We start from the raw sequence: 26,979 nt of genomic DNA, 5'->3' as shown, positions 1-26,979 counted from the left end.
CGCTAACTTATCCCGAAGGATAAATCCGCTCGACTTGCATGTATTAGGCACGCCGCCAGCGTTCGTCCTGAGCCAGGATCAAACTCTCCATAATAGTGGACAAAGCAGAGAGACTTTGATCTACGATCAAAGATCCCTATATTATATCCGTATATCTGAAAGCTTAATTGCTCATTTGCGTTGCTAGCGAGATTTTGCAATCTCATTTTTGAACGATTTCTCGTTCGTGCTTACTCACTCGTGTTCAGTTTTCAAAGATCAATTTCTTTCGCTCACTGCCGTGTTACCGAAGCAGCGAGAAGTAATATACCACAGCTCGTCCATCAATTGCAAGCACTTTTTTTCTTGTCAATCTCTGTCGTTCTCTGTAGGAAAGCTATAATAACATAGATTGTTGTTTGAGTGCAAGTTCCATTTAATGACTCATGGTGATTTGCCGCTTCAAAGCAACGAGGAATAATGTAACACGCAGAGAAACCAATTACAACCCCTTTAGAAATGTTCCACAATTGCAATTGTTTTGAATTGTTCCTACAGAAAAGTCTAAATAAAAAAGGATGCAGCCCTCTGCATCCTTTGAAGTTCATTAGTATTCCATTCTATCTATTGAAGGAAAATTCAGAGGGGAGACTACAACTCTAGTAAAAGGGTTGCATTATCTAGCAGATTATTAACGAATCAGCGTGTAGATTGAAAGAATTCGATACGCTCTCCGTCTAAACCATTAAAGAAGAAGTATCTGGAGCCATTCGGAAGGGTCGTAATTTCAGCATCCAACTGATCAACTCCCAATCCTTTGATTCTTGTAAATTCAGCTTCAATATCATCCACAGTAAAGGCCAAATGGTGAACTTTGCCCTCTTGCGGTAAACCTGCGTTATAACCCTCTATTAATTCAACTTCAGTTTCATTTAATGCTTCAAAACCAAGAAAACCGAGTTTAATCACACCATTCGTATGTAACAATGTTCCTTTGTGCTTAAGTCCAATCATATCTTCATAGAAACGAATCGATGCTTCCAAGTTCGCTACCATTACACCGACATGCTCCATTTTCAAAACTGCCATCTGTACATAACCTCCTCCATTCATCTCCTTCTATTGTAACGAAAAGAGCATGATTGGACTAGACCGTTTTTAATAGATACTAAGCGTTTCCATCTCGCCATCCAGCGAGAAGAGCGTTACTTCCTTATTCGTAATATTCACCAAACCAATATCATCAAATACTTTTCTCACCTGAGCATTGGATAAATGCTTCATTATGGTTTGAGCCGCTATCTGTAAATGATCCTGATACATGGATTCAAAAAACATAAGAACTTCTTTTTCCCCAACAAGGATTTTTGCGTGCATCATCCCATCAACACCCCCGATATCAATGAATCAATTGTATATATTGGAATCTAGGAAAGTGTCAGAACTTTATTAGGTTTATGTTAGGTTCATAGATTTCGCCTTAGATATTAAGTCAGTGTATACTAGAGTTAAGAAGATGAGGTAGGAGGGTGCAAATATGAGATTACTAAAGCTTCTTCAAATCTATGAAGTGGATGGGATTACACCCAAGCATCGATCGGAACGATTCGATTTTGATGAAATTCAAGGGCAAACATTCCGTGAAATGAATCCTACTGAGGTTGGGTGCCCAATGATCCTATCAGGCGTTAATAGGTACATACCTTTCAAAACAACTAGAGTTCAAGCCATAGATCGAGACGGAATGGATTTCCGGGTACTGACACGCAATACAATCTATCATTTTGAAGTTTATACAGAGCGACAAGCCACGTAACCTTTGGAAGGTTAAGGGCTTTTTTTGTTGTTTCATCTAATAATAATTTCTTTACTTCTCAAAATCTACCATTTCCCCTTATACTAATAGATGGGCTTATTAACCGAAGTTCTATTAATTTGAAGGAGGAATTGTTAACACATGAAAAAAACATTGACCACCCGCCTTACAGCGCTCGCTCTTGTTACTGTTCTTACTAGCTCTTTCGCTAGCAGTCTAGCATTTGCCGAAACAGCAGCACCCTCTTCTTCCGTTTCAATGAAATCAGATATGCGTCTTGCGATTGATAACGGCGCTATTGAAGGCTACGGGGATACAGACTACCGTGGTGCAAATGCCGCTACGCGCGCTGAAGTGGTAACAATGATTAACCGTGCTGCCAAATTGAAAAGTGCAGATCTTGGTTCTGTCACGTTCACGGACCTTGCAAATTGGCAAAAACAAGCGGTTGCGAATGCTGTTGCAGCTAAACTAATTAGTGGCTTTGCTGACGGTACTTTTCACCCAAATGCTGCCGTTACTCGTCAAGAGCTTGCTGAGTTGATCGTTAAAGTCGTAACTGGCGGCCAACTACCAAAAGTGAACGAGAATGTGTTGAACTACTTCAAAGATTCCTCCTCCATCGCTAAAGAATCCCGTCCTTATGTCGCTTATGCCGTCATCAGCGGAATTTTCACACCTACCCTTGACGGTAACTTCAACCCTACTGCAGAAGTAACACGTGATGAAGTAGCTAAGGCACTTAAGCCCATTTTATTTAAAGTGGTTGATATTTTAACAACAAACGATATTCACGGTAAAATCGAAGTCGGCTTCGATAAAAAGCGCAATCAAGGTCAAGGCGGTATCGAAACACTCGGCGGTATCGTGACCGATTTCCGTGCTGTAAATCCAAAAGGAACGGTCGTTGTTGACGGCGGTGACGCATGGCAAGGTACGTTAATTTCCAATACGACAAATGGTCAATCCGTGATGGATACGATGGCGCAAGTGCAATATGATGCCGCGGCTATTGGAAACCATGAGTTCGACTTCGGTCGTGACGTTCTAATCGACAACATTAAGAAAGCAAAATTCCCTATTCTCGGGGCTAATATTATCGATGATAAAACAGGTAAACGCGTTGACTGGACACAGCCCTATGTGATTGTTGAGAAAGATGGCCTGAAAATCGGTATCATCGGCTTCGCAACGCCACAAACGACAACAACAACGAAATCAACAAACATTGAGGGCCTCTCCTTTGTAAATCCGGTTCCTCTGGCTAAAGAATTGTCCACTGAGCTTCGTGCAAAAGGTGTCGACATCATTATGGTTACCTCCCACCTACCTGGTGAGCAAAACCAAAAGTCTGCTGAAATCATTAGCGAGCTTGCTGATCTTGCAAAAGGCACCGGGAATGGTACCCTTGATGCAATTGTTGGTGGTCACTCCCATATGCGTGTTGCCGGTACCGTGAATGGCATTCCTGTTGTTGAGGCTCAAAGCTGGCTTTATGCGGTTGGGCACATTCAACTGTTTGTAGACAAAACCACAAAACAAGTCGTATCCTCAAATGCAAGCTTGCTTGAAACATATACGAACCTGACAACAGCTGACGCGAAGATTCACCAAACGGTTGAAGATTATAAAGCCAAAATTTCAGCGAAATCCGGAGAGGTTGAAGTCGTTGCTGCAGAACCGCTAACTCGTAAATCTTTCCGCTTTGCTGTCAATGGCGGAGTTGATCGGGATGGCGCTTCCCAATTAGGGAATAGTATTACTGATGCCATGCGCGCTTCTGAGAAATCAGACATCGCCTTCACTAATATCGGCGGTATTCGCGCTGATGTAGATAAAGGTGAGCTGACATACAGCAAAATGTTTGAAGTGTTCCCTTTCGGCAATTACAACGTTACGGGTACAATGACTGCTGCACAAATCAAAAAAGCACTCGAAGTTACGGACAAGTATACCAATCTTCCAGCTATTCAATTCTCGGGCTTGAAAGTAGAGTGGGACAGCACGAAGCCACTCGGTGAGAAATATTCCAAAATCACTCTGGTAGATGGTACTCCTATCTATGTCGATGGCAAATTTAATACAGACCGAACGTTCAAAGTAACAACCAATGATTTCATGGCTACTGGCAGCGGCGATGGCTTTACGGTATTCGGTGAAGTGAAGGATTGGAAAGATGGCTCCATCATGCTGGACGCTTGGGTGAGTTACGCTAATTCCCTGAAAGCCGCTGGTAAAGAACTATCTGTGCAGGACGATGGTCGCGATGTGCGTTTGGATTTGAAGAAGTAAGCTATCATTAATTATTAACCTCATAAAATAAAAAGACCTTTGACCGCATCCATAAATGGATAGGGTCAAAGGTCTTTCTATTTGGTGAGCCATACACGCATCAGGGATAGCAATTGGCTTAAATTAAGCGGTTTGCTAATATAATCCGAGGCTCCTGCTTGCAAGCAAATGTCCCTGTCCTGTTTCATAGCTTTGGCTGTCAAGGCAATAATCGGCACTTTCTCAAATCGGGTATCTTTCCTAATCATTCGCATGGCTTCGTAACCATCCATAACAGGCATCATGATATCCATTAGGATGAGGTCGATATCTTGATCTTTCTTCATAATCTCCAAACATTCTTGTCCATTATGGGCAACGCTAACCAGTATTCCTTCTTTCTCAAATGCATTGCTTAGAGCGAACACATTCCGAACGTCATCGTCGACGACAAGTACTTTTCTTCCGCTGAAATTGTTCTTCTCTGCTGGGTCAGCGGCTTTCTTATAGGCATCCCTAAGCAGAAAGTCACTTATCATCGGGGAAGACGCAGCTGCTGCTTCCTTCTGCATGGCTTCAGTTTCGTTATAGACCTGCTCCAATGATGGAACATAAAGCGTGAAGGTACTGCCTACTCCTTCTTCACTTTGCATGATAACCCTGCCACCGAGAAGTCGGGCTAATTCACGGCTTATCGATAACCCAAGGCCTGTCCCTCCATATTTACGATTCGTTGTTCCATCCGCCTGGCGAAACGGCTCAAAGATCAATTGCTGCTTCTCAGGAGATATCCCAATCCCAGTATCTTTTACGGATATGACTAGAACTTGTCTATGTTTAGCCAATGGCAGAAACTCTTTAATCTGCTCTTCGCTGCACATACTCAAATTCACCTGAACGGAGCCCTTATGTGTAAATTTAAAGGCATTAGAGAGTAAATTTTTAATAATTTGGCTTAATCGTTGTTCATCCGTATAAAAAATGTCTGGAACCTGTGAATCGCGCACGATGCTGAAAGTGAGATTTTGCTGTTCGGCTACCTTGGCAAATTGACTTCGCAATATATCTGGAAGCTCAGATACATTCATTTCACCGACATGAATATCTAATTTGCCAGCTTCGACTTTGGATAAATCAAGAATATCGTTAATCAGATGCAGAAGATCATTCCCTGAAGAATGAATAACACGGGCGTACTCCTGCTCTTCTTTGGTCAATGAACCCTGTTTATTTTCTTGCAGCATTTGAGAAAGGATAAGCACACTGTTTAATGGGGTACGGAGTTCGTGTGACATATTCGCCAAAAATTCCGATTTATATCGAGAACTTTGCTGCAGCTGAATCGCATGTTCTTCAAATGATGCTTTAATATTCTCTAATTCTCGTGACCTTTCTTCCGTATAACGATTTTGTTCCTCCAACTGTTCATTCGTCATGTGCAGTTCTTCTTGCTGCGTTTGAAGTTCTTCCGTCATGATCTGATATTCTTTTAGAAGCCTCTCAACTTCAACACGCGTTTGCACACTATGTACAATTGTACCTAATACTTCGAGAATATCTTCAAGCAGCTCAAGCTGCAGCGGAGTAAATTTATCAAAGGAGGCCAGCTCCATGACAGCAATAACTTCATTGTTATGTATAATGGGTACGATCAGAACACTTTGCGCCTGCGCCGCTCCGAGTCCCGACGATAGGGTAATGTAACTAGCTGGTACTTTGGTTAAGTGAAACATTCGCTTCTCTACCGCACATTGACCGACTAGTCCTTCACCCAATTGGAAGCGATGGACCCCAATGTCATCACTTCCCCCCATGACGGCATAAGAAGCCAACTTAATCATAGAATCCTTGCCTTCATAGGAAGAACGAAGATAAAAAAGACCGAAAGAAGCATCAAACAGCTCAGCCGCTTTACTAATAAAGGATTTCCCGAGTGTTTCCAGGTCCGAAATACCTTGCAGCATATGAACGACTTCCGTTAATTTTCGCTGCTGCCATTCCATCTCTTCTTGATTCTCAAGCAGAAGATTCGTTGCTTCCGCAAGATCTTTCACCTCATCATTCATGGTAACTTGTATACGTTTAGAACGATCTCTTTTCGATGAACTTAAATTCATAATACTTCTTGTTACTTGCTTAATCGTGCCTACGATAGATCGGGAAATTAATAGTGCAGCCGATATTGAAAATATAACAACAAGCGTTAGCATGACGAATAAAGAATTAGTAAGCATCTGATTCTGTGCATCTAAATGCGCCGATCTTTCCTTGGTAAGTCCCATTTCAACGCTTCGAAAACGATCCAGTTGTGAGCGTATATCATCAATAACTTGCTTCCCAAGTAAAAAATTATAATCAAAATACGTTTCGTTATTAATGTTATTTCTCATTGAAGATAGGGACTTTCCTCCACTCTGCTGCAGCCATCGTTCGATTGACGCCTTAATGGAAGAAAGATTTTGCTCCTGTATGACGTTATCCCGACTTAGCTGACTAAGACGACTGTAGGATTCCCGCCATTTCGACTCTCCTATGTTGTAAGGTTCTAAATAGCTGAGCACACCCGTAAGTAAATAGCCCCGCTGCCCGCTTTCCATATCCATCACATATTTTTCGATACGATTCGTTTCATTATGGACGGCAAAATCATGCTCGATGATATAATTTCTATCTTCCTGCATGGAGGTCACTTGGTAATTGACTAATACAAATGAAATGGTTAAACAGACAATGATGAACATATACCCAATCATAATCTTGGAACGGATACCAAATCTATTTTTCCCCATCATGCTGCAGTCCCTTCCCCTAGTATAAATTTTTTCTTATTCGTTTATTATACTATGTTCTCCAAAAAATGGGATACGGGGATTATTTATACTTTACTGCATTAACGAGTTAATGTATTATTATAGTAACGCATTAAAATAGACTTACTAAAATGAATTAGGAGTGATTATTATGAGTCGGACAATTAAACACATTCGCCCTCGCAGTATCCTTTCACGCATGAAGCCTTACTCTCCCGGGAAACCCATTTGGGAAGTTCAACGAGAATTAGGTATCGAAAAGGTCACCAAGCTTGCTTCTAACGAAAATCCTTTAGGTCCTTCACCATTGGCACTAACAGCCATTCAATCTTATCTGACTGATATCCACCGCTACCCAGACGCCGACACGGTTGATCTTAGGGGGGCAATAGCGGAGAGATTACAGTTTTCTTCTGATGAAATCCTTATAACCAATGGGGCTGATGAACTTATTACGCTTATTTCGGAAACTTTCCTGGAACCAGGGGATGAGATTATTGTTCCATCTCCAACTTTTAGCGAATATGAATTCGGGGCTAATTTAATGGGTGCTCGTGTCGTGCAAGTACCGCTTCGCGAAGATTACCGTTATGATGTTGACGATATACTCGCTGCTGTAACGGAACAAACCAAACTGCTTTATATTTGCTCACCTAATAATCCAACAGGCACTTATATGAAGAAACAAGATTTACATCGGCTTATGGATGAGCTCCCTTCTTATGTTCTTGTTATTTTCGACGGGGCTTATAGTCACTTTGTAACAGCGGATGATTATAGTGATGGGTTGGAGCTTGTACGTTTGGGCTACCCCATCGTCGTCACACAAACCTTTTCCAAAATATACGGATTAGCTGGTATACGTGTTGGGTATGGTATCGCGTCCCCAAGTATTTTGCATAGTATTCGCCAGGTCAAAGAACCATTCAATGTGAATGCATTAGCACAAGTTGGCGCTACTGCGGCGATTAAGGATGATCAGCATCTTAATGCGACACGTGAGATGAACGCTCGCGGGAGAGAGGAGTTATATGAAAGTTTGCAGGAAATGGGATTGAATTTCACACGCAGCATGAGTAATTTCCTTTTGGTTGAGCTTGGCCCGGACGCTAAAAGCATCTATGAAAAGCTGATGAATAAAGGAATTATTATTCGTTATGGCGGAGCTTGGAACCTCCCTAATCATGTGCGGATTTCAGTTGGGACGTCTGAAGATCACTTCGCATTGATTGAAACGCTCCGTGAGGTACTTAATGAAGCTAAAGTTGAGTTTCAAATGGGGGGGGGGGGGCAGATAGGTTAGCATCACAGGAGGTTTAGCTGTTGTACTCTATGAATTAAATAATGAAAAAACGAGTGATGATGAAGGCTACGCCCATGGCGAAATGGTTCGTAGCTCTTCCATACTCGTTCCCAACTTAGTAAGAGAAACAACGAATCTATGTTGATTTTGATCAAGTAAAAAATCGTCCTCTTGTAGGCTGTATCCCCGGATTTGCCCCTCTGGGGCGTCATCCACAATGTACTGCACGACATAGATTTTTTCTCGCATAAATGCCACAAGAGTTCCTCATTTAATGGAAGAATACTGACTTTACAAAGTTTGAGACTAGGATCCGCCGCAACTAGCACCGGCTCCGCACCAATCTTTCCCTTGATTATCGAAACATCGGAGGTAATCTTATCAAGAATAAAGTTTTTGTTGCCCTTATCTTCATCCTGTAATCTAATGTAAGCGATTACAATTCATACCATAGAATCCGGTTATTTTGTATAAAATCCAACAAAGAATCGAGTATGGATAATGGGTACCGATACCGCCTCATCCACACTCATTCTTTGGGTGTTTGGCCTTTCCATTTATTCCGCTGCGATTAAAAAGTCATCCTCTCGGAGGCTGTATCCCCGAATTTGCCCTTTAGGCGCGTCATCCACAATGTACTGGACAACATAGATTTCCCCGTCCTCAAACTGTACCCATCCGGAGTAACCGAGATCGGCCACCGGACTGCGGTCGAAATCGACTGGCAATATCCGTGTCCACTGATCGCGCCGTTCCTGCGCCTTGGCAGATTCCTGATCCGTCAAAGCAGCAAAGAAGTTTTGCGTCCATGTGCCGAGCCACCCCTTCCCGCCCTGCATGAACCGGTATGTGATTAGGACGCGCCCGCTCTGCAGCAGACCGGATACAGGCCGATGGCAGCCCGGTAACGGCATCCGATAAAGCCCGCTCCAGCTCTCGCCCTGATCGTAGGATATGGCTTTATAACAATCCCAGCCTTCACCGGAGTTTTCTCGCAAAAAGGCCATAAGTGTGCCGTCTTCTAGTGGAAGGATACTTACTTCACACAGCTTCAGGCCTTCCTGTGCTGCAACTAGCACCGGTTCCGACCATTCCTTCCCTTGATTATCGGAATATCGGAGCCACTGCCCACTGGCTGAGTGGGCCGACAGCAGCCATCGGCCTGACGGGAGCTCACAAAGCTTGTCGGGAACGATCCCCTCCAGTGGAGTCTCGATCGGTCCCGTCCAATTCGTTCCTTCGGCGTCACCGATCCATAAGTAATTACGGCCACCGCCTTCCCGTTCCTTCGTTATTTGGTCCGCAACAATGATGAGCCGTCCATCACGGAGCCGGGATATACGGGCACAATTCCAATACGGTCGGCCGTTTGTCAGTTCAGTGAATGGCCTCTTGTTCCCCCAAGTTCTTCCTCGATCAGTACTCTCCGTGATCATCAGGCGAGTAGCTGACCGATTCCCATGGTGGGTGCATTGCGAGAATACGCAAACAAGCTTTCCGCCAACCGTCAGAGCCACATCTGGCCATGCTTCATACCATTCGTCATCGCGACTTACTGCAAATTTTTTTATCACAGTTTCTCCATCCTCTCTCTATTGCATAAACGCCCAAGTCAATTCGAATCAGCCCCATCATTATCATTCTGAGAATTCTGGTTATGTTGGGATTGGTCATGTTTCACCGATACAGCGGCTATCTTGCTCATGACATGGCCAGCTAGGTCCGTAACCGTATATCCAATCGTATAGATACGTCCTGAACCGTCACCATTACGTTCGGCTCGCAGTAAAAAAGTCCGATCGTCGGTTCCATATTCCGCACCTTGGATATCGGCTTCTTGATCCACCTTACCTTTCTTGCCATCAGTTTCGTTACTGGTGATAGAAACAAGCTTGATATTAGCTATTCTAGATGTATTGTCTACCGCTTGGATGTCCACCTTAATCGGAACCAACTTACCGTTAGGCGGCCATAACTCAGTTTTATCCGGCACAATGATTAGACTTGGAGCCGTCTTGTCAATACGGAGAGCCATGCTCTTGGAATCTTCTAAATTGCCCGCCCGATCCACGCTTCGGTACTCCAGCATATTCATTCCTTCTGTGGAGACGGCAAACGCTCCTTCATAAGCTTTCCACTCCCCGCTGTTCAACCGGTATTCTGTTCGAGCAACTCCGGAAAAATCATCATAAACGGAAAGCGTCACCGTCACATCAGAGGTATACCAACCGTTCGCGCCGTTCGGTACGCTTGGTTCTACAGCAGCCTGAGTCACAGGTTTTGACTTGTCAATACGCCAATAATGCTTCCGGACATCCGCTTCATTCATGGCATACTTGTAAATCTGTAACTCATCCATGTACCCTTTCCAGTCGCGGTTGGCAACCGTCCCTTTATCATAACCAACCAGTGGCGGCGCACTGGGGTTCGTCACATTCATCGTTGGAATATCAAACTTGGCGGAAGTGGCGGCCAATTCGCCATTGACGTAAATTTTGTTTACTGAACCGTCCCGAACAGCTGTAAGATACGTCCAAACCCCCGTCTTGACGAGTCCCGCTTGTGTAGCAAGGCCTACTTCCTTCCCGGATGGCAGACCGGCCATGTTCATGCGGACCGCTCCGGTATTATGCACGGCTAACCACCATTGCGGAACTTTACTGCCTGCTTTGCCGTACCAATACAAAACATGCATGGGCTGAAACAACGCCTCGGGGTTGACCCATACCGACAACGTGAAGTCATCCGTACCGGGATGCATATCTTCCTCGTTCGTGATTTCTACATTTGCCCGGTTACCGTTCAAATACAAAGCATTTCCGGCCAAGCCCGGACGAAGCTCAGCACTGTTATGCATCACTCCGATATGTCCCTTGCCGGTCAAATCCGAGATGCCGAATGCATCTGTTTGATCGAAATCCCAATGCATGAGCAGTACCGGTGACGCTTTGGTTCGATCGAGGTGAAGCGTGTACTGCCGAACTCTTTGACCAAGCTTCGCCTCGATCGAAATGGCCTGTAAGTCGCCCAAAAGGATCGTTTTCGGTATTCCTGCCGCCGCCGGCTCACCGTTCACCGTTATTGCGATGGTTTTGTTCGACGCTACAGGTGTAATCGTTAATTGTTCGGTTCCGTTATATAAGGCAAGAAGGTAGTCCGAGATATCCCCTCGGAACATGGGAGTCAAGCTGCCGTCGGAAAACAGTATATTGTCCATATCCGGTTCAGCGGCTTGAAACCACTCGAGATTGAATACCGCAAACATGATCTTGTCATAAGGCGTATACTCGCCTCCCTCGAAGAGCAGGGAGACTTTCCCATCAGACAAAATCGCCAATGAGGAATAAGCGGAAGGTCCTTTGTAAACCGTCTTGGACGTTGCCCACGATTGCCCATCGTCATTGCTGATACGAACAGTCATCTTGTCCCGGCTCACTGTGTCAGCTGGGTTGGAGAACAGCAGCATGCGGTTACTCGTCAAATTGTCAGAAGGCATATACCTGATGATGCTCGCCTCACAAATCGGATCGATCAGTGTATTATCGTAAGAAATCGGGGACCATGTAGCCCCTTGATCTGGGCTGGTCGATATTCCCCTCCTTCTTATCTCCTGGTTGCTAGACAGCCGGTCGTTGCGCATCAGGGTTCCGTCCGTCAATTCCACAACGGCCGGTTCGCCCAAGCCGGGCGGCAGCTTTCCACTCTCGTACCAAGTCACGCCATGATCGTCACTTTGAATGTTTCGATCAATGGCCGGGATCACGAGCCTTCCCTTGGCCGTACCTTGCCGAAGCTGGATGCCGATCCCCGGACCAGTTCCGTCCCATCGGGTGTTCGGAGCCTGCACTTCGCTGAAGCGATTGACCAGTTGCGACCATGTAGCTCCTTCATCGTCACTATAAGTGCTCCATATTGTGCGCACGCCACGGCTCGTTCCACCCACAATTGTAGCGTATGTATCCGCACTGTAATTTTGGGTCACGAACAGCCATATTCGACCTGTAGATTCATCCTGCACAGGCGTCGGGTTGCCACACGTATCGCCCCCCGCATCGCAAACGATCTGAAGCGGTTGCCATGTTCGCCCCTGATCGAAGCTCCGTTTCAGTACCAGGTCGATATTGCCATTGTCGGCAGCGCTGTTTTTGCGTCCTTCAGCAAACGCCAGCAGCGTCCCACTTTTGGCAGTTAAGAGAGAGGGAATGCGAAACGTGTTGTATCCTTCTGTCCCCGCTACGTACAAATCCATGTTTTGAAAATAAGGTCCATCTTCAGTGGAAGCTTTTGCTACTTGGCTTCCCCCAGCCAAAGATGTCGGAATTTGAACAAGAGCAAATACGGATATAAATAAGAACAAGATTATTTTTTTAATCATTCTCATAAGCTCTCTTCGATCCTGATTTTATTGAGTGGTTAAAATTCCTGCTGTATCTACTTATTTCATAGCTCAGCTTCCTAGCTATTTCCTCCATACCTAAGGCTGAGGGATGTGTCAGGTCGATTGTCAGTCCTGTTACAGATTTAAGCAAGTCGGTACCAGATAGATGAACAAGTTTCGGCAGCTTTTGTTTCGCAACTTTTTCTTTAACAATTTCTCTAAACTTTATGATTTTATCGCTATTTTCAAAATCAAGATAACAGGTAAATAAATCCATGCAGAATATCCATTTGTCCTTATTTGCTAAAGCTATTTTGGAAATAAAATAGTCAATTATATCTGCAAACTGCTCGACACTCCATTGTTCAATTACATTTATCCCCATCTCTAAAGTTGCAAAATCCCAATCACTTCTTGCTGCAATATAATCTGCCATTGCTGCTTCCATATAAGCGCCTCCGGCAAATCCTAAATTGATTAAATCAGCTTCTAAAAGTTCTGCAGTTCTCATGGCATAAGATGCATTAGGTCCAACAGTTGAACTTCCGTGAGTAATAGAAGAACCATAAGCCAAATATCTTTGATTTGGAACCTGCTCAGCCCTTGGAGGCGCACAATTCCCTTCAATATCTATGAGGTAGTTTTTCCAATCATAAGGCAAAATCACTCTTACTAGGTTTGGATCAAAGGGAAGTCCACGTTCCTCGGTAAGCCTTTCTAAAATTTTTATATGTTTAGGCTTTTTGATAATAATCTCCGTAATTGCTTCAGTTGTTAATATTCTGGGGCTATATTCCCAAGAAGCTTGGAAACTTCCAAAATATATTTCTACAATTCCTGTATCAAGTACTGCCCCTTCCTTCGGTGCCCTCTTTAATACAAGTTTTACAAATTCATCTTCAATATTGAATCTTATTTCTGTACCACAACCGAAATAAGCAGCCCTCTTAGCTTTGTCGTTAAGCTCGGCCCTAACTCTTTCCGGAATACGGGATAATGCATAAACACCCTCTTCTTTTAGTTCATGAACTTCTTCTATATTAAATAACTCTGCATTTTTAAAAATCATTTATAATATCTCCTTCAACATATAGGAAGCTCAATTAGAAGAAGCCAGACCTGCATCTGGCTTCTTCTGTTAAAATTTAAGTTACTTGTTTTTCTTATAGTATTCCTGTCCAGCGGTGATAACATCTTGACCGCCTGCTGCCAGCCACTTTTTCTGAAGTTCAGCCCAAGCACCTTCAAAGTCGTCGCCCATGACTGCCTTCAACCAACCTTCTCCGAACGCTGATCTTAGTTTTCCTTGGTCTCCAAGAACTTTCTCATCAAAAACATTCATTAACGGTGGAGCCATTGTATACTTAGCGTTGGTAGCAAAATAATCTGGGAATGCGCCTGTTGCCATTTCTGAAGTAATCATTGGCTGTATGTTCTTAAATGCCTCGTCATAGTTATAATTCTTTTCCTTGATTGGGATGTAAGCATATTCAAAATAATTCATCGCACCCCATGCCAGTGGATACAGATAACCATTCTTTTTAGTGTCCCAATCTTTATCAGCTTCAGCTTTATTTTGTGTATAAACGATGCGGCCGTTTTCTTCTTTAACATCTGTGAAGTGAATTCCCTTAATTCCGAACTCGGTTAGTTCTCTGCCTTCCTTAGTCAGGGTATATTCGATTAGTTCTAAAACCTTCTCAGGGTTTTTAGCAGTCTTCGGTATAACGTTCCCTCTCCAGTAACCGCCAGAATGACCTAAGTTAGCAGGTACGCCATTCACACCATTAAGCGGTGGAAGATAGGCAACCTTAGCATTAGGATTAAGTTGCTTAAGCTTATCTACAAATGTGTCAGGCTTAGTGGTAGCGGCTATACCGTATTTTCCTGCCCCAAAATCATCCGACTCAGGGCCTTGGGCACCATCCGGTTTTAAGCTAAGCCAATCCTTGTTAATAAGATCTTCTTTTACTAACTTTCTAAAGAAAGCAGCCGAATCTTTTCCAGCTTGAGAAGCTTCAAATCGTGTAACGTTTCCATCTGGAAGTTTTACCCAATTGTCTGTCCTGCCTGCTATGGCATATGCTCTTTCTATATACTGGCTAAGCATAGTAATGGAAGGATCCGCATACCCGCCTGCCCTCGTATAAACGCCATAGGTGTCAGCTTTGCCATTCTTATCAGGATCTTTTTCCTTGAAGGCTTTTGCGACGTTATAAAATTCATCGATTGTAGTCGGCATTTTTAAGCCTAAATTATCCAACCAATCTTGACGGATAATAAAACCCCACTGCATGGGAGCAAGTCCCAGCGGCTTGAAATAAGATTTTCCATCTATTTTGAAGCCTTTGTAAACTTCGGAATTCACGATTGCATTAATGTTCGGATACTTGCCGCTTTTCAAATAATTATCATAAGGCAAAATCAAGTCATTCTTGGCCCATTCGATTAATGTCTTACCGGGGTCGACCGTAGCCAGGTCAAATTGTTCGCCAGAAGCCATCATGAGGTTAAGTTTGTTTGCAAATTGATCATTGGGAATACTTACAATTTCAAGCTTAATATTCAATCTTTTCTGCAATTCCAGAAGGATACGATCCTTTGTGGGGTCCTGCTCATTTGCTGCACGCACCCAGCGGATTGGAACTGGTTCACTCTGTTTTTGCGCGGTGGTTGCAGCTGGTCCACTCGAATTTTTCGGGCTTTCTGTTGCATTTGGCTGTCCATTTTGTGAACATCCGCTTAATACTGTACCTGCCAGCAGCACTGACATAGACAAAGGAATGATCAAACTACGTTTTTTCATCTTTTACCTCTCCCTTTTAACTTATTGATTGTTAATGCCATATATAATCCACCACGTGGAGGATTTCCATTATTCCTTTACTGCACCCATCATGATTCCTTTGGTAAAGTATTTCTGTATGATTGGATAAATGATAAGCACCGGAATCATTCCAATGAAAATGCAAGCCATTTTAAACTGCTCAATATTCGATCCCGTGGTCGTGACCCCTACCTCCGCAGTAACCAAGTCCTGAATAATCATCTGTCGCAATAACACCTGAAGCGGAAACATATCATTTGAATTTATGAATAATATCGCTAAGAAGTAGTCATTCCATAATGCTACTCCGTAAAATAAGCTGACAGCAGCAAAAACAGGCTTAGATATAGGAATAATAATTTTAAACAGGATTTGGATATCATTATAACCATCAATTTTCGCTGCTTCTTCTAGACTTGGCGGAAGACTGGCAAAATAATTTTTCATAATAATCAGATTATAAGAAGAGATAGCAGTAGGTAAAACCAACGCCCATATCGTATCTATGAGATGCAGATTTTTGACCAGTACATAAAATGGAACCAATCCGCCGCCAAAAAACATGGTAAATACAATTAAGCGAAATATGATTGCCCTGCCTGGAAGATCCCTTTTGGATAGTGCATAAGCACCAAAACTGGTGAGGATCATGCTTATTGATGTTCCAAGTGCCGTTATTTCCACGGATCTTAATAAGGCTTTTACGATTCCTCCAATGCTGCTTAGAGCTCTCTTATACTCTGTAATACTGAAACTCTTTGGAATCAGGTGATAGGGGTCTGTCATATATACTTCTTGTGTGGAAAAAGATATTACCAAGAGTCTCCACAAAGGCAGCACTATGAGAATAGCTGATAATCCGAGGATTAAATATATGATCGTATCAGCCAATGAAAACCTTTTTTGTATAAACACTATTTAACCTCCTCCCTATGTTAGTAGACACTCTCTTGACCAAATGCCTTTACAATCCTGTTTGAAACTATTAGTAAAACTGCGCATATAACAGACTTTAGCAACCCGGCCGCTGCTGCGTAACTGAATTTGTTACCTCCCATAGAGGTTCTGTAAATGTAGGTATCTAGAATGTCGCCTGTTGAATAGACCATTGGATTGTAGAAGTTATATACTTGGTCAAATCCCCACGTCAAAACCCTGCCGATAATTAAGATAAACATGATAAATATTACGTTACGAATGCCAGGTATTGTAACATGCCTAACAAGTGCCCATCTTCCGGCTCCATCTATGACAGCTGCTTCATAATGTTCTGAATTGATGCTTGCCATGGCCGCAATATAGATGACAGTGGCAAATCCCGACTCTTTCCAGAGATCCGTTAAAATCAGCACCGGCCTAAACATTTCCGGTTTTGTCAGCAGATCAGCAGCATGGCCATTAGACATTGCTGCGAGAAACCCTGACTCCGGACTAAAAAATGTGATAAATATGGATGCAACGATAACCCACGAAATAAAATGCGGTAAATAGATAATCGTTTGAATCGTTTTGCGGACTTTGAGATGCCTTACTTCGTTTAGAAGCAATGCGATAATGATCGGAACTGGAAATTGTGTGACAAGTCGGTAAATCGCAATGATAACGGTATTCCAAAATGCCCGCCAGAAATCTTCCTCACCAAATAATTCTTTAAAATGTTTCAATCCGACAAACGGGCTGTGAAAAAATCCTTTGCTCATCGTATAGTCCTGAAAAGCCATGGTGATTCCATACATCGGGACGTAACAGAAGATCGCATACCATATGAGCACAGGGATAAGCATGAGATACATATATTTATATTTTAAAATATGTTTCAGTTTTTTATTAAAACCTGGCTTTGAATTATTCTTAATAAACAGTTCGGAGGTTTTTATTACTTCAGCATCCATGTTTCTTCTCCTTATAATTTTCGTATTGGATATCCATCAGTAGTACTACTAGTGTTAATTATAAAGCGTTTTCAAAAGCAATGAGTATGACTCTAACTTAACATTTGTTACGTTTTCTTAACCTGATTCAAGCTTTGTTTTAAAAAAAGCAGCCGGGCTACTCAAAAAAAGTAACCCTGCTGCTCTAACAGAGGAAAATGGATGATGACCTTGGTACCTTTTCCAGCAGTACTATCTACTTCAATACCATAATCATCTCCAAAATATAATTTGATTCGTTCATGAACATTGATGATTCCAATACTTTCTCCTTTTGTTTTCCCCTCAAGCCTCGCCTTGATTTCATTCAATTTATCCTCTGTCATTCCTACACCATTGTCGCTGATTGTTATACTCAACTTCTCCTCCATCTTTCGAACCTCTATGACGATGGTGCCTCCATGATCCGTTACCTCCAGGCCATGATAAATGGCATTTTCCACGATCGGCTGCAGGGTCAGCTTCAAAACCGGAGTTTCTAACATATCGTCACTTACATCGAAGATTACCTTGATTTTGTCCCCAAACCTCATTTGCTGTATATCTGCGTAGGTTTTCACATGAGCGATTTCCTCACTAACCTTTACCACTTTTTCTCCCCGGGTGATGCTGGTTTTAAACAATGCGATAAGCAGTTTGATCATCTTCTCTGTTCGAGGATCCTTAGCAAAAGCCATATATTGAGCTGTTTTTAAGGTGTTGTAAAGAAAATGAGGGTTGATTTGTGACTGTAGAAGATTCAATTCATATTCCTTGGCCTTAAGTTCAGCATCTTTTATCTTAACCTCGGATATATATTTTTCTTCAATGAGTAGATTGATACGCTCAAGCATCTCATTGAAGCTATTACCTAATTCATAGATTTCATCCTCCGTGGTGCTCTTAAAACGGGTCTCCAGGTTCCCTCTCTTCACGTTTCTTACTGTTTTAACCAATGATGATATGTTCAATGAAAGCATAGAAGAAAATCCATAGGAGAACCCAAAGCTTAGTAGGATAAGCCCTAAGAGAACCACTATGCTGTAAAAAAGGATGTATTCATTCTCATTAAAGTCCTTTAAAAGGAAAACTAAACTCCACCCATTTTCAGTAAAGTACTTAGAAATCATCAGATAATTATTTCCACCTTCCCGGAAGGACACCCTTTCATTCTGTTCTAAGGAAGGTTTATTGTACGGTAATACCTCTAACAAGCTTTTCTTTTGACTTCGACCGATATCGCTGAAAATATCTTTGCCTGAATGGTCCACAAGATATAAATCCAAATAGCTGATCTTAGAAAACACATTTAGCATCTTCTCTATATCTTCCCCATTGAAATCAACTAAAATAAACCCTAATAGTTTTCCAGCCTCAATGCCATCTGCAACACCTCTTATTTGCATGCCTATCCGTATACCTTTCTTATTAAAAGGTGAATCCGTATAGCTTCGCCATAATAAAGTGCTAAAATGATCTTTGACATAATCTAAATCAGATTTGGCATCTGGACGCATCATGAATGGCCTTCCGTAGGTAGAGGAATAGACCAGACGCTGATCTGCGTCATAAATGGTTATATTCGATATTCCTTTATCAAATAAATTTCTGGAAAGAATGATATTATTCATCTCATCCCGAATCTCTTTATCCACGTTATTAGAAGTTTTGCTAACATCCAGAAGCTTTTGAACCTTCTCATTGAAAGAGGAAGTCTCAATAGTCATCCTTCGATAATTATTGTAAACAAACGCCATCTGTTGATAGAGAATTTGAGCACTATATTCAAAGACAGACCCTACTTTGCTTTCTACCGTGTGCTTGGCGGATATATAAGAGCTGCCTGTTATGAATACAGCTGGAACAGTGACTATGGAGGAATACAAAATTAGCAAAGTCAATTTGAAGCTAAATCTCCGCTTAGACAATGCTATTGGCTTATTTTCAATGTAGCTGTGATTGAGTGAACTTATCTGTACTTCCATATTTTTAATAGGCTTAACAATTTTTTTGCCTGTAATAGCTAGCACAATAATGGATAAAATCAGGCATAATATTCCGATCAGAATGTTGGTATTAAGGTTCTGATTAATGGATTTTTGAAGCTTGTCAAAAGTGAACGTATTGGTTATCGTCCACCCTTCATAGTTTAAAGAATTTTTAAATGAGAATTTTTGTTCAGCCAATTCACCTGCATCTTGATTGTAGGAAACTTCAGCAGTATTCCCTGCATGATCCGTAATAAAAATGCCATTCCCTGCAAACTGCATTTCCTCAATGAATTTTGAACTCAACACCACAACCATATATGCCTTTATTTCATTGGTATAAGGCTCAGTTATAGGACTTATAATAGCTAACCTTTCATATAACCCTTCTCTGTATCGATCAAGGAAAAACTGACTTTCAGCGTTTTGCAGATAAGGTTTCTTTAATTGGTTATAAAATTCTGCAGTTCCGTATTTGTCATAGGATTTTCCTACAGAATTACTAGCCCCGATGAAAATATTTCTATTATTATCAACAACAAGTACGGAATCCACTTTATCATTACTTAGAATCAGATTTTTCAGAAAATCCTCATAGTCCTTTTGTGCTTTTATGAGTACATAAGGGTCAGATTCATCTGAACTGATAATCCTATCAAAATACTCATTTTTCATAGATAAACTAACCATATTGGCGATTTCGCCCAAATAAGTATTGGCCTTCTCTACCGCTGCACCTGTAGCTATATCATTTACACGTTCAAACTGAAACAAAATAAGTTTATTCGTGACCAAATAACAGGTTAAGGTAGTTAATGTTATAGATATCACTGAAAAAACAATGCCAAATAAAATAATTTTCTTTTCCAGAGACTTTTTAAAGTTAAATTTAATCATGCAAACTCCTCATAAATTCAGGTCACCCTTTGTATTTTTCTCTGTATTCCAATGGCGTAAGTCCTGTGACGTTTCTGAAAAGTTCACTAAAATAACGGGGTTTCTCATAACCAACCATACTAGATATTTCATAGACTCTATAGTTTATATCCTTTAGAAGCCTTTTTGCTTCTTCAATTCGCACTTCAGTGAGGATATGTTTAAATGTTTTTCCTGTATCCTTACTGAAAAGTCTGGAAAGATGTACTGGATGAACATTTACATACCTCGCTAATTCCTCAAGGCTTAGTTGACCCGAATAATTTTTCCTTAAATACGCCAGGGCTTCATCAACAATCCTTCTGTTTTTCATATTGTTCTCATCATTAAGTAAATCAAAGACCTCTATAGTAAACGCTTCCAACTTCTTGAAAATCATTACAATCGTCTCACAATATCCTAGTTCCTTTATCATATAGTTAGATTTTTCTAAAAACGCATCTGTTTTTTTCCCCATTTCTCCCAATTCGCCCACTATAGTTAAAACTATCTTAACAGCAAAACCTGAAATCATATCCATATCCGTAAATTTGGAATCAATAAATTGATTTTTGAGTGTATCCAGATACTCCATTAATTTTACATGCGCTTTGCCAGTAACAAGCGTCATGATTTCTTTCATCTGCCTTTCTTCTTCCGTGAAGGTAAATATCCGCTTACTGTTATGATCTAGTTCACTATAGTGAATCATACAGTTGCCCATATAAGCTTTGTGCAGGAATGAATCTCTTATGGCTGTATACGAATTACAAAGTTCATCTAAATTAGCTGCCATACTTCCAATAACACAAGAAATCTCAAGGCATTCTTCTTCATTTTTTTTATAAATGCCTAGCTCTTCCTTCAAATTCTCATAGACTTCAGTTACAGTTTGCACAAAATCTTTTTCAGGAAGCGTCCATACAACACAGAACATCTCATTTAACGAGATAACCATCCCTTTATTTTGAATTTCAATATTTTCATATAAATACCCGCGGATAAACTCCTGGATACTACGCGCTCTGTCCGCCCCGGAATAGAAGGTCATATGTTTGTATTCATCCATTCGAAACAAAGTCATGCGGTAATCTTTATTCTTAACAAAAATACCAACTCTCTGAACCATTGCAACCGCTTTCTCATCCATATCCGAATGATTTTCCATCATTTCTTTAAAGAGGGTTTCCCGCTGCCTCCAAACATCATCACTATCCATACGGATTTGATTTTCTTTTTGTAAAACTCCTTTTAGCTTTGTAAAATGATTAACAATTTCATCTTCCCCATCGGATTTTAAAATATATCCATACACCCCACACTCGATGCCTTTCCTTGCATAGTCAAATTCATTGAAAGCACTGAATAAGGTAACCTTCGTGTTTGGGAACCTGCTTTTTACTTCAATAGCCAATTCAAGACCATTAAATACGGGCATACGTATATCCGTCAGAATAGCATCTACTTCTGTTTTGTCTAAGAACTCCAGAGCCTTGTATCCATTTTCGCATACCCCTGCTACTTCAAAACCAATGGAATTCCAATCAATAATGGTTGGCAGCACTCTCCTAAAAATCTCTTCATCTTCAACAATAAGCAGTTTGTACAATCCCATTCACCTCCTGATTTTTTCTAAGCCCGTTTACATCAAAGGATGGCGAATCGTCACCTTGCATCCGCCATTTTCCCTGTTGGTCAGGGACACCCCATAGTGGGAGCCGAATCGGATATTCAGCCTGCGATTGACATTATATAGTCCTACCCCGACGGCAGATTCGGCTTTATCATTCGGACTTGCACTTCTTCGGAGACGCCTGGACCGTTATCCTCTACCGTACACACCAGTTCTTCCCCCTCGATAAACACACGAACGAGAATTTTGCCCTGTCCGGACGATAGCTTGCTCAATCCGTGCCGCACCGAATTTTCTACAAGCGGCTGGATGATTAATTTTAAAATCGGCACATTCAAGGCACGCGGCTGAACGTTGATTACGACCTGGAAAGTCTCATGATTTCGCAGCGACTCGATGCTAAGATAGCTTTTGACATGCTCAATTTCCCGCTCGACGGTGGTGAACTCTTCCCCGTTATTGATGCTGTATCTGATTAAATTACTTAGCGATGTGACCATCTCCGCAATCGTTTCTTCCTTTACGTGATCTGCTCGCCATTTAATTGCGTCCAACGTATTGTACAGAAAATGCGGATTGATCTGATGAATCAACATTTGCATTTCCGTTTTAGACTTCTCAGACTCCATCTGCTTGGTCGTCGCGAGCAGTTCCTGTAAGCCGAAAATCAAGGAATTATACCCTCTGGCCAGCTGGCCGATTTCATCGCTTCGTTCTCCGTACCTCCCGCTCGGTACAAGCTGCCCCAATTGGACTTTTTTCATTTGGCCTACGATATATTTGATCGGGGAAATAAAGCTGTTCGTTATCAGCGCAAGCAGCATCGAAATTAATCCTATGCTCGCCAGCACTAGCACCAGAGAGAAGCGTTTGATCGTTTCAACTGGACCGATTAAATCTTTCTCGGGAATGCCAGCGACCAGCTTCCATGGAAGATCGGCGAGCGGAATTTCCGAAAGGAAAAAATCCTCTTTCGGATACAGTGTCCTATCCTTGCCGGCAAGCAGAACGGTTTCAAGCTCGTCGTCGACGATATAATGCTGAAAGTTCGGGTACTCCGCTGGCGACAGGATCTGCTGGTTGACAAGAGTTGCTGGAAAGCTCAATTGAATAACTGCCAAAGGCCGCAGATCAGACATCGCTCGGATCATTCTTGCAAAAATAAACGAATTGTTATCGAAATACCAATAGCCCTTCCCCTTAAGTTGGATCGCCTTTTCAATCCACTCTGAGTTAGGCGACTTCACTCCGGATTGAATCAATAAAGAATAAGTTCTATACCTCATTTCATCAGCAGGGTAAATAGTTAGCTCGTAGCTTCCCTTTAATTCGTTCATTAACGAAAGTGATCTGCTTAGAAAAAGCCGATCCTCCAGCTCATTATCAAGCACCTCCAGCTTCTGGGAAGCGATGATCGACTCCGAATGAAGTTCCGTTTGCCTGAAAAACTGCTCGATACGCAGACGGTTTTGCTGCAAATTTTCCATCAGCAAGGCGGATGTGACATGCTCGATTTGCTCACTGGATTTGTTAAAGTACCACACTCCAAGAATCGTAACCGGCAATGAAACGGATAGAAACAGGAGGATGAACATTTTAACGAACAAGGTAAGGTTGCTGATTCTTAACGTTTTCATCTCCCGTATCTGAACTCCTTTGGGGTCATGTTCGTTCTTTTCTTGAACAGCTTACCGAAATATTGGATTTCCTGATAACCAATTTTCTCGGCAATTTCATAGATTTTCAAGTTCGTGTCGCGCAGCATACGCTTCGCTTGCTCGATGCGGATTTCTGTTAAATAATCCAAAAAATTTTGTCCTGTCTCTTTCTTGAACAGCTTACTCAGCGACACCGGGTGAATGCTCAGCTCGTCGGCTACGCTCTGCAGAGTGATCGCTTCCCCGTACTTCCCGTCGATGATCCGCTTCGCTTTATCGATCATAAAGTTAGGCAAGCTGGGATGCTGTTGATCGGCGACAAGCTTCATCAGCTCGCTCAGATGATCCCGCAGCAGCCGCTTCAAATCGTCCACGGTTGGGCAGCGCTCCGCCTTTTCCCACAGTTCCAGCGGAAAATGACTGATTTCCATATCCACCTTTTCAGCTAGACAGGAATGAACCTCCAAGATCCATTCGAAGCATTTGATCGACAAATCACCAGTCTTACTTACATCTCTGTCTAGGATGAAGCGATGGATCATTTCCTCCAGCCACAAGCTTACGACTTCCGCATCCCCTCCCAGCACCGCCTCAGCAACCCATTGTCTGACGAGCCCAATGTCCTCATGGTCAATCCGATCAATAATATCAGCGTAACTGGCGATTCGTTGATTGCTGTTCATTAATGCGACCTTTAACGCCTTGCGCGACTGTTCGTACGCTTCCGATATGGCTTGAAAGGAGTGCTGCCGTTCGCTGATTCCAATAGCGGGAATGATTTTCTGATATTTCAACACCCTTTCGTGGATATCTTGCGCAATCGACAGTTCCTGCTCCCACGCGGTAAGGATGACCCAGTCATGATGAATGCTGCGAATGATCACGGAAGGCTGGTAGCTCTTCAAAATTTCATCCGCAATATTACCGATGGCAAACAAGTCCAGATTCATATCCTTATCCTGCTTGCCTCGTACATCTTCCCTATTTATGCTTAACGAAATCAATACGTACGAATCCGTCTCCAGCCACTGCATACCCCATACCTGAAGCCGGTGATGAATATGCTCCTGCAGTGCCGTCTTTTGCATACACAGCCCCTGCACAAACTTTTCCTGCAGCGCTTCTGTGCCTAGACGGGCATAAGCGATTTGATTCTTAATCTGGTCCTGACTGATAAGTTCGCGTTGAACCATGTCATATACGACACCGATTTTTTCGGCAAGCTCCTCTTTATGGATCGGCTTTAGAATATAGTCGATCGCTCCCAATTGAATACTGCGCTGGGCATATATAAAATTATTGTAGCTGCTGATCACAATGACTTTTGGCCCGTATGCCAACGCTTTCACGGACTCCAACATATCTAAACCAGTCATCTCCGGCAGCAGAATATCTGTTAAAATGATTTCCGGTCTGTATTGTTCGATTAGCTCCAAAGCCTCCTCGGCCGTGTGAACCGCGAAAACTTGTTCAAAGGGCAGCTGGCTGTGGTCAATGACCTCCTGAATTCCCCTTAAGATGTCTACCTCGTCTTCAACGACAATGATTTTCACACAATCAACCCCCATTACACAATTATAACCCGAGATCGATGCGTTGTTACATCGAAGCACAAGAAGAAGACCAAGATGGCAAGCCACAGGTCTTCTTTCTCAAGTAATGGCCGTCTGCCTATCCTTTTACGGATCCTAACGTGATTCCTTTAATAAAGCTTCGCTGCAGCATTAGGAAAAAAACGATCATCGGAATGGCCGCCAACGACGCCCCCGCCATGGCATAGCCGTAATTCACGTTGTTCTCGGAATACGTAATCGTCGAGATGCCGAGAGGGAGCGTCAGCTTCTCCTTGGATTGCAAAATAATAAGCTGCCATAAATAATCGTTCCACGTGTGCATAAAGGCGAAAATCGATAGCGCCCCAAGCGCTGGCAGGAGGAGCGGCAGTAAGATCGTTGCAAACAAGCGAATTTCGCCGGCGCCGTCTATTCTCGCTGATTCAACAATTTCGATTTGGCAAACTGCCGTACAATGAACACCCCGAACGGAAAGGCGATCGCAGGCAGGATGACCCCCAAGTAGCTGTCAATCAAACCGAGCTCTCTGCAAATAATGTACAAAGGAACAAGTGTAACCTGAGTCGGCATCATCATCGTCCCAATGACGACGAGGAAAAATAATTTATCACCGGGAAATTTCTTTTTGGCATACGCGTATCCCGCCATTGCTGAGAAAACAACGACAAAAACGACAGTTACCAAGCTTGTAAACACACTATTGAACAACCACAGCGTCGCTGGCGTCGTGGAGAAAATATGCTCATAGTTAAGAAGTCTGAACTGGGATGGGATCCATTCCGGGGGAGTAGCCCAGATCGATACCTGAGTTTTAAAGGAGCCTGTAATCATCCAATATAACGGGAAAACAAAAACGATTGAAGCCAACAAAAGCAACGCATACCTGGAAACAATCTGTAATTTCATCTGCTTCAATTCTCCTCTACCCTAATCTACGCTGTTATTTTAGTCCGATTTGGATTTCATGAGTCGGAATTGCAGCAGCGAGATTACTAAAATAATAAAAAACAGGACGACGCTTTGAGCCGATGCTTTACCAAATTCCAGAGATACGAAAGCTGTCCGGTAAATGGTGTACACGAGTGATTCCGTTCCATGATACGGACCGCCGCCAGTAAGCAAATGGATGACGACGAATATTTGGAACACGCTAATGGTCGAGGTGATCACAATTAATACCGTTGTATGGGAAATCATCGGAAGCGTGATACTAAAGAACGATCGCAGCGGACCAGCACCATCGATTTCAGCAGCTTCATACAACTCTTTCGATACGCCATCCATCGCCGACAAATACAAGATAATAGGCTGACCGACCATCCAAGTGAGAACAACCCCGGATAGCGCTAGAATCGCGCTCAACTGCCCTGAAAACACATCAACCGCACCGAAACCGAGCTTCTCTGAAAAATACTTGATAATGCCAAAGCTAGGATTATACATCCAGCCCCAGACCAAGGAAAGTACGACCGGCGTGCTGACCACCGGCAAATAAAACACGAGTCGAAAAAAGCTTTTGCCAAGCTTATGGAATCCCTGCATCAATGCGGCGAAGACTAACGAAATGACGACGACGCAGGGAACGATGATCAGAACGAAATAAAACGTGTTGACAAACGCTTTGCGAAACAACTCTTCCCCGAATAAACTACGGTAATTTTCCAATCCAACGAAAGTGGAGGAATAAATGTCAGCTTCAAAAAAGCTTAAGTAAAACGTATAAAATAACGGAAGAATCATAAAAACAGTTAAAAATACCAGGTTAGGCCCGATAAAAAAATAACTCCACATCAATTCACGAAGCTTCATCTGCAAATCACCTCAACTATCTTCATCATATCGTAGGCAGTTAAAACACTTTCGTCCCAGTACTGTGAGACAGACTAGGACGAAGTGACTTCACAGACCGTATTCTTC

The 26,979-nt window shown here is 42.5% G+C and carries 20 protein-coding genes and 1 rRNA gene; 3 read left to right on the top strand and 18 right to left on the bottom strand.

Features of this window, described 5'->3' with window-relative positions; genetic code table 11:
* The 3 genes from ASD40_RS11200 to ASD40_RS11190 form a co-directional block, all read right to left on the bottom strand.
* Positions 1-94 (bottom strand): 16S ribosomal RNA (locus ASD40_RS11200); the annotation flags it as partial.
* Between the two features lie 584 nt (positions 95-678).
* Positions 679-1,068 carry a VOC family protein gene (locus tag ASD40_RS11195; RefSeq protein WP_057303374.1) on the bottom strand — a complete coding sequence of 130 codons (390 nt, stop codon included), beginning with the start codon at positions 1,066-1,068 and terminating at the stop codon, positions 679-681.
* Positions 1,069-1,137: 69 nt separating this feature from the next.
* Positions 1,138-1,359 carry a hypothetical protein gene (locus ASD40_RS11190; protein WP_057303373.1) on the bottom strand — a complete coding sequence of 74 codons (222 nt, stop codon included), beginning with the start codon at positions 1,357-1,359 and terminating at the stop codon, positions 1,138-1,140.
* Positions 1,360-1,516: 157 nt separating this feature from the next.
* Between ASD40_RS11190 and ASD40_RS11185 the strand changes: the two genes are divergently transcribed.
* Both ASD40_RS11185 and ASD40_RS11180 read left to right on the top strand, forming a co-directional pair.
* Entirely contained in the window at positions 1,517-1,795 is a 279-nt protein-coding gene (locus ASD40_RS11185; RefSeq protein WP_057303372.1) for a hypothetical protein, read from the top strand.
* A gap of 141 nt (positions 1,796-1,936) precedes the next feature.
* Positions 1,937-4,087, top strand: coding sequence for a 5'-nucleotidase C-terminal domain-containing protein (locus ASD40_RS11180; protein WP_057303371.1), 2,151 nt, complete (start codon positions 1,937-1,939; stop codon positions 4,085-4,087).
* 77 nt (positions 4,088-4,164) lie between these two features.
* Here the strand turns inward: ASD40_RS11180 and ASD40_RS11175 are convergent, their stop codons facing one another.
* On the bottom strand, positions 4,165-6,858 hold the full coding sequence (locus ASD40_RS11175; protein ID WP_057303370.1) for a response regulator: 2,694 nt from the start codon (positions 6,856-6,858) through the stop codon (positions 4,165-4,167).
* A 169-nt stretch (positions 6,859-7,027) separates the two neighbouring features.
* Between ASD40_RS11175 and hisC the strand changes: the two genes are divergently transcribed.
* A complete protein-coding gene (hisC, locus tag ASD40_RS11170; RefSeq protein ID WP_057303369.1) occupies positions 7,028-8,179 on the top strand; it encodes a histidinol-phosphate transaminase in 1,152 nt (383 codons plus the stop codon).
* Positions 8,180-8,245: 66 nt separating this feature from the next.
* Here hisC and ASD40_RS11165 read toward each other — a convergent pair whose 3' ends face one another.
* The 14 genes from ASD40_RS11165 to ASD40_RS11100 form a co-directional block, all read right to left on the bottom strand.
* Positions 8,246-8,437 (bottom strand): hypothetical protein, encoded by a 192-nt coding sequence (locus tag ASD40_RS11165; protein ID WP_057303368.1) that lies wholly within the window; start codon positions 8,435-8,437, stop codon positions 8,246-8,248.
* A gap of 299 nt (positions 8,438-8,736) precedes the next feature.
* Positions 8,737-9,753 carry a sialidase family protein gene (locus ASD40_RS11160; RefSeq protein WP_057303367.1) on the bottom strand — a complete coding sequence of 339 codons (1,017 nt, stop codon included), beginning with the start codon at positions 9,751-9,753 and terminating at the stop codon, positions 8,737-8,739.
* A gap of 38 nt (positions 9,754-9,791) precedes the next feature.
* Entirely contained in the window at positions 9,792-12,554 is a 2,763-nt protein-coding gene (locus ASD40_RS11155) for an exo-alpha-sialidase (RefSeq protein ID WP_057303366.1), read from the bottom strand.
* Positions 12,547-13,626 carry an SGNH/GDSL hydrolase family protein gene (locus ASD40_RS11150; protein ID WP_057303365.1) on the bottom strand — a complete coding sequence of 360 codons (1,080 nt, stop codon included), beginning with the start codon at positions 13,624-13,626 and terminating at the stop codon, positions 12,547-12,549. Before ASD40_RS11150 ends, ASD40_RS11155 begins: the two co-directional genes overlap by 8 nt.
* A gap of 81 nt (positions 13,627-13,707) precedes the next feature.
* On the bottom strand, positions 13,708-15,363 hold the full coding sequence (locus ASD40_RS11145; protein WP_057303364.1) for an extracellular solute-binding protein: 1,656 nt from the start codon (positions 15,361-15,363) through the stop codon (positions 13,708-13,710).
* 69 nt (positions 15,364-15,432) lie between these two features.
* Complete coding sequence (locus ASD40_RS11140; protein WP_057303363.1) at positions 15,433-16,299, bottom strand: carbohydrate ABC transporter permease; 867 nt, start codon at positions 16,297-16,299, stop codon at positions 15,433-15,435.
* Between the two features lie 20 nt (positions 16,300-16,319).
* Positions 16,320-17,276 (bottom strand): ABC transporter permease, encoded by a 957-nt coding sequence (locus tag ASD40_RS11135; protein ID WP_057303362.1) that lies wholly within the window; start codon positions 17,274-17,276, stop codon positions 16,320-16,322.
* 161 nt (positions 17,277-17,437) lie between these two features.
* Entirely contained in the window at positions 17,438-20,179 is a 2,742-nt protein-coding gene (locus ASD40_RS11130; protein WP_057303361.1) for a sensor histidine kinase, read from the bottom strand.
* Positions 20,180-20,201: 22 nt separating this feature from the next.
* Complete coding sequence (locus ASD40_RS11125) at positions 20,202-21,806, bottom strand: response regulator transcription factor (protein WP_057303360.1); 1,605 nt, start codon at positions 21,804-21,806, stop codon at positions 20,202-20,204.
* A gap of 149 nt (positions 21,807-21,955) precedes the next feature.
* Positions 21,956-23,467, bottom strand: coding sequence for a sensor histidine kinase (locus ASD40_RS11120; protein WP_057303359.1), 1,512 nt, complete (start codon positions 23,465-23,467; stop codon positions 21,956-21,958).
* Complete coding sequence (locus ASD40_RS11115; RefSeq protein ID WP_057303358.1) at positions 23,464-25,041, bottom strand: response regulator; 1,578 nt, start codon at positions 25,039-25,041, stop codon at positions 23,464-23,466. Before ASD40_RS11115 ends, ASD40_RS11120 begins: the two co-directional genes overlap by 4 nt.
* Positions 25,042-25,159: 118 nt before the next feature.
* A complete protein-coding gene (locus tag ASD40_RS38545; protein WP_057303357.1) occupies positions 25,160-25,450 on the bottom strand; it encodes a carbohydrate ABC transporter permease in 291 nt (96 codons plus the stop codon).
* Positions 25,451-25,470: 20 nt separating this feature from the next.
* Positions 25,471-25,968 carry a carbohydrate ABC transporter permease gene (locus ASD40_RS38540; protein ID WP_057303356.1) on the bottom strand — a complete coding sequence of 166 codons (498 nt, stop codon included), beginning with the start codon at positions 25,966-25,968 and terminating at the stop codon, positions 25,471-25,473.
* A 39-nt stretch (positions 25,969-26,007) separates the two neighbouring features.
* Positions 26,008-26,871, bottom strand: coding sequence for a carbohydrate ABC transporter permease (locus ASD40_RS11100; RefSeq protein WP_057303355.1), 864 nt, complete (start codon positions 26,869-26,871; stop codon positions 26,008-26,010).
* Between the last annotated feature and the right edge of the window lie 108 nt (positions 26,872-26,979).

Origin of the sequence: Paenibacillus sp. Root444D2, from assembly GCF_001426375.1 — a bacterium.
Lineage (GTDB): Bacteria > Bacillota > Bacilli > Paenibacillales > NBRC-103111 > Paenibacillus_E.
The sequence above is the reverse complement of the archived record's forward strand: the minus strand, read 5'-3'. Positions and strand labels throughout refer to the sequence as shown.

Coding starts and splice junctions, on each gene's coding strand:
- ASD40_RS11145 (WP_057303364.1), bottom strand. CDS start 15,363: ATGAAAAAACGTAGTTTGATCATTCCTTTGTCTATGTCAGTGCTGCTG.
- ASD40_RS11150 (WP_057303365.1), bottom strand. CDS start 13,626: ATGATTTTTAAAAATGCAGAGTTATTTAATATAGAAGAAGTTCATGAA.
- ASD40_RS11155 (WP_057303366.1), bottom strand. CDS start 12,554: ATGATTAAAAAAATAATCTTGTTCTTATTTATATCCGTATTTGCTCTT.
- ASD40_RS11180 (WP_057303371.1), top strand. CDS start 1,937: ATGAAAAAAACATTGACCACCCGCCTTACAGCGCTCGCTCTTGTTACT.
- ASD40_RS11175 (WP_057303370.1), bottom strand. CDS start 6,858: ATGATGGGGAAAAATAGATTTGGTATCCGTTCCAAGATTATGATTGGG.
- hisC (WP_057303369.1), top strand. CDS start 7,028: ATGAGTCGGACAATTAAACACATTCGCCCTCGCAGTATCCTTTCACGC.
- ASD40_RS11120 (WP_057303359.1), bottom strand. CDS start 23,467: ATGAAAACGTTAAGAATCAGCAACCTTACCTTGTTCGTTAAAATGTTC.
- ASD40_RS11135 (WP_057303362.1), bottom strand. CDS start 17,276: ATGGATGCTGAAGTAATAAAAACCTCCGAACTGTTTATTAAGAATAAT.
- ASD40_RS11190 (WP_057303373.1), bottom strand. CDS start 1,359: ATGATGCACGCAAAAATCCTTGTTGGGGAAAAAGAAGTTCTTATGTTT.
- ASD40_RS38540 (WP_057303356.1), bottom strand. CDS start 25,968: ATGAAATTACAGATTGTTTCCAGGTATGCGTTGCTTTTGTTGGCTTCA.
- ASD40_RS11130 (WP_057303361.1), bottom strand. CDS start 20,179: ATGATTAAATTTAACTTTAAAAAGTCTCTGGAAAAGAAAATTATTTTA.
- ASD40_RS11195 (WP_057303374.1), bottom strand. CDS start 1,068: ATGGCAGTTTTGAAAATGGAGCATGTCGGTGTAATGGTAGCGAACTTG.
- ASD40_RS11100 (WP_057303355.1), bottom strand. CDS start 26,871: ATGAAGCTTCGTGAATTGATGTGGAGTTATTTTTTTATCGGGCCTAAC.
- ASD40_RS11185 (WP_057303372.1), top strand. CDS start 1,517: ATGAGATTACTAAAGCTTCTTCAAATCTATGAAGTGGATGGGATTACA.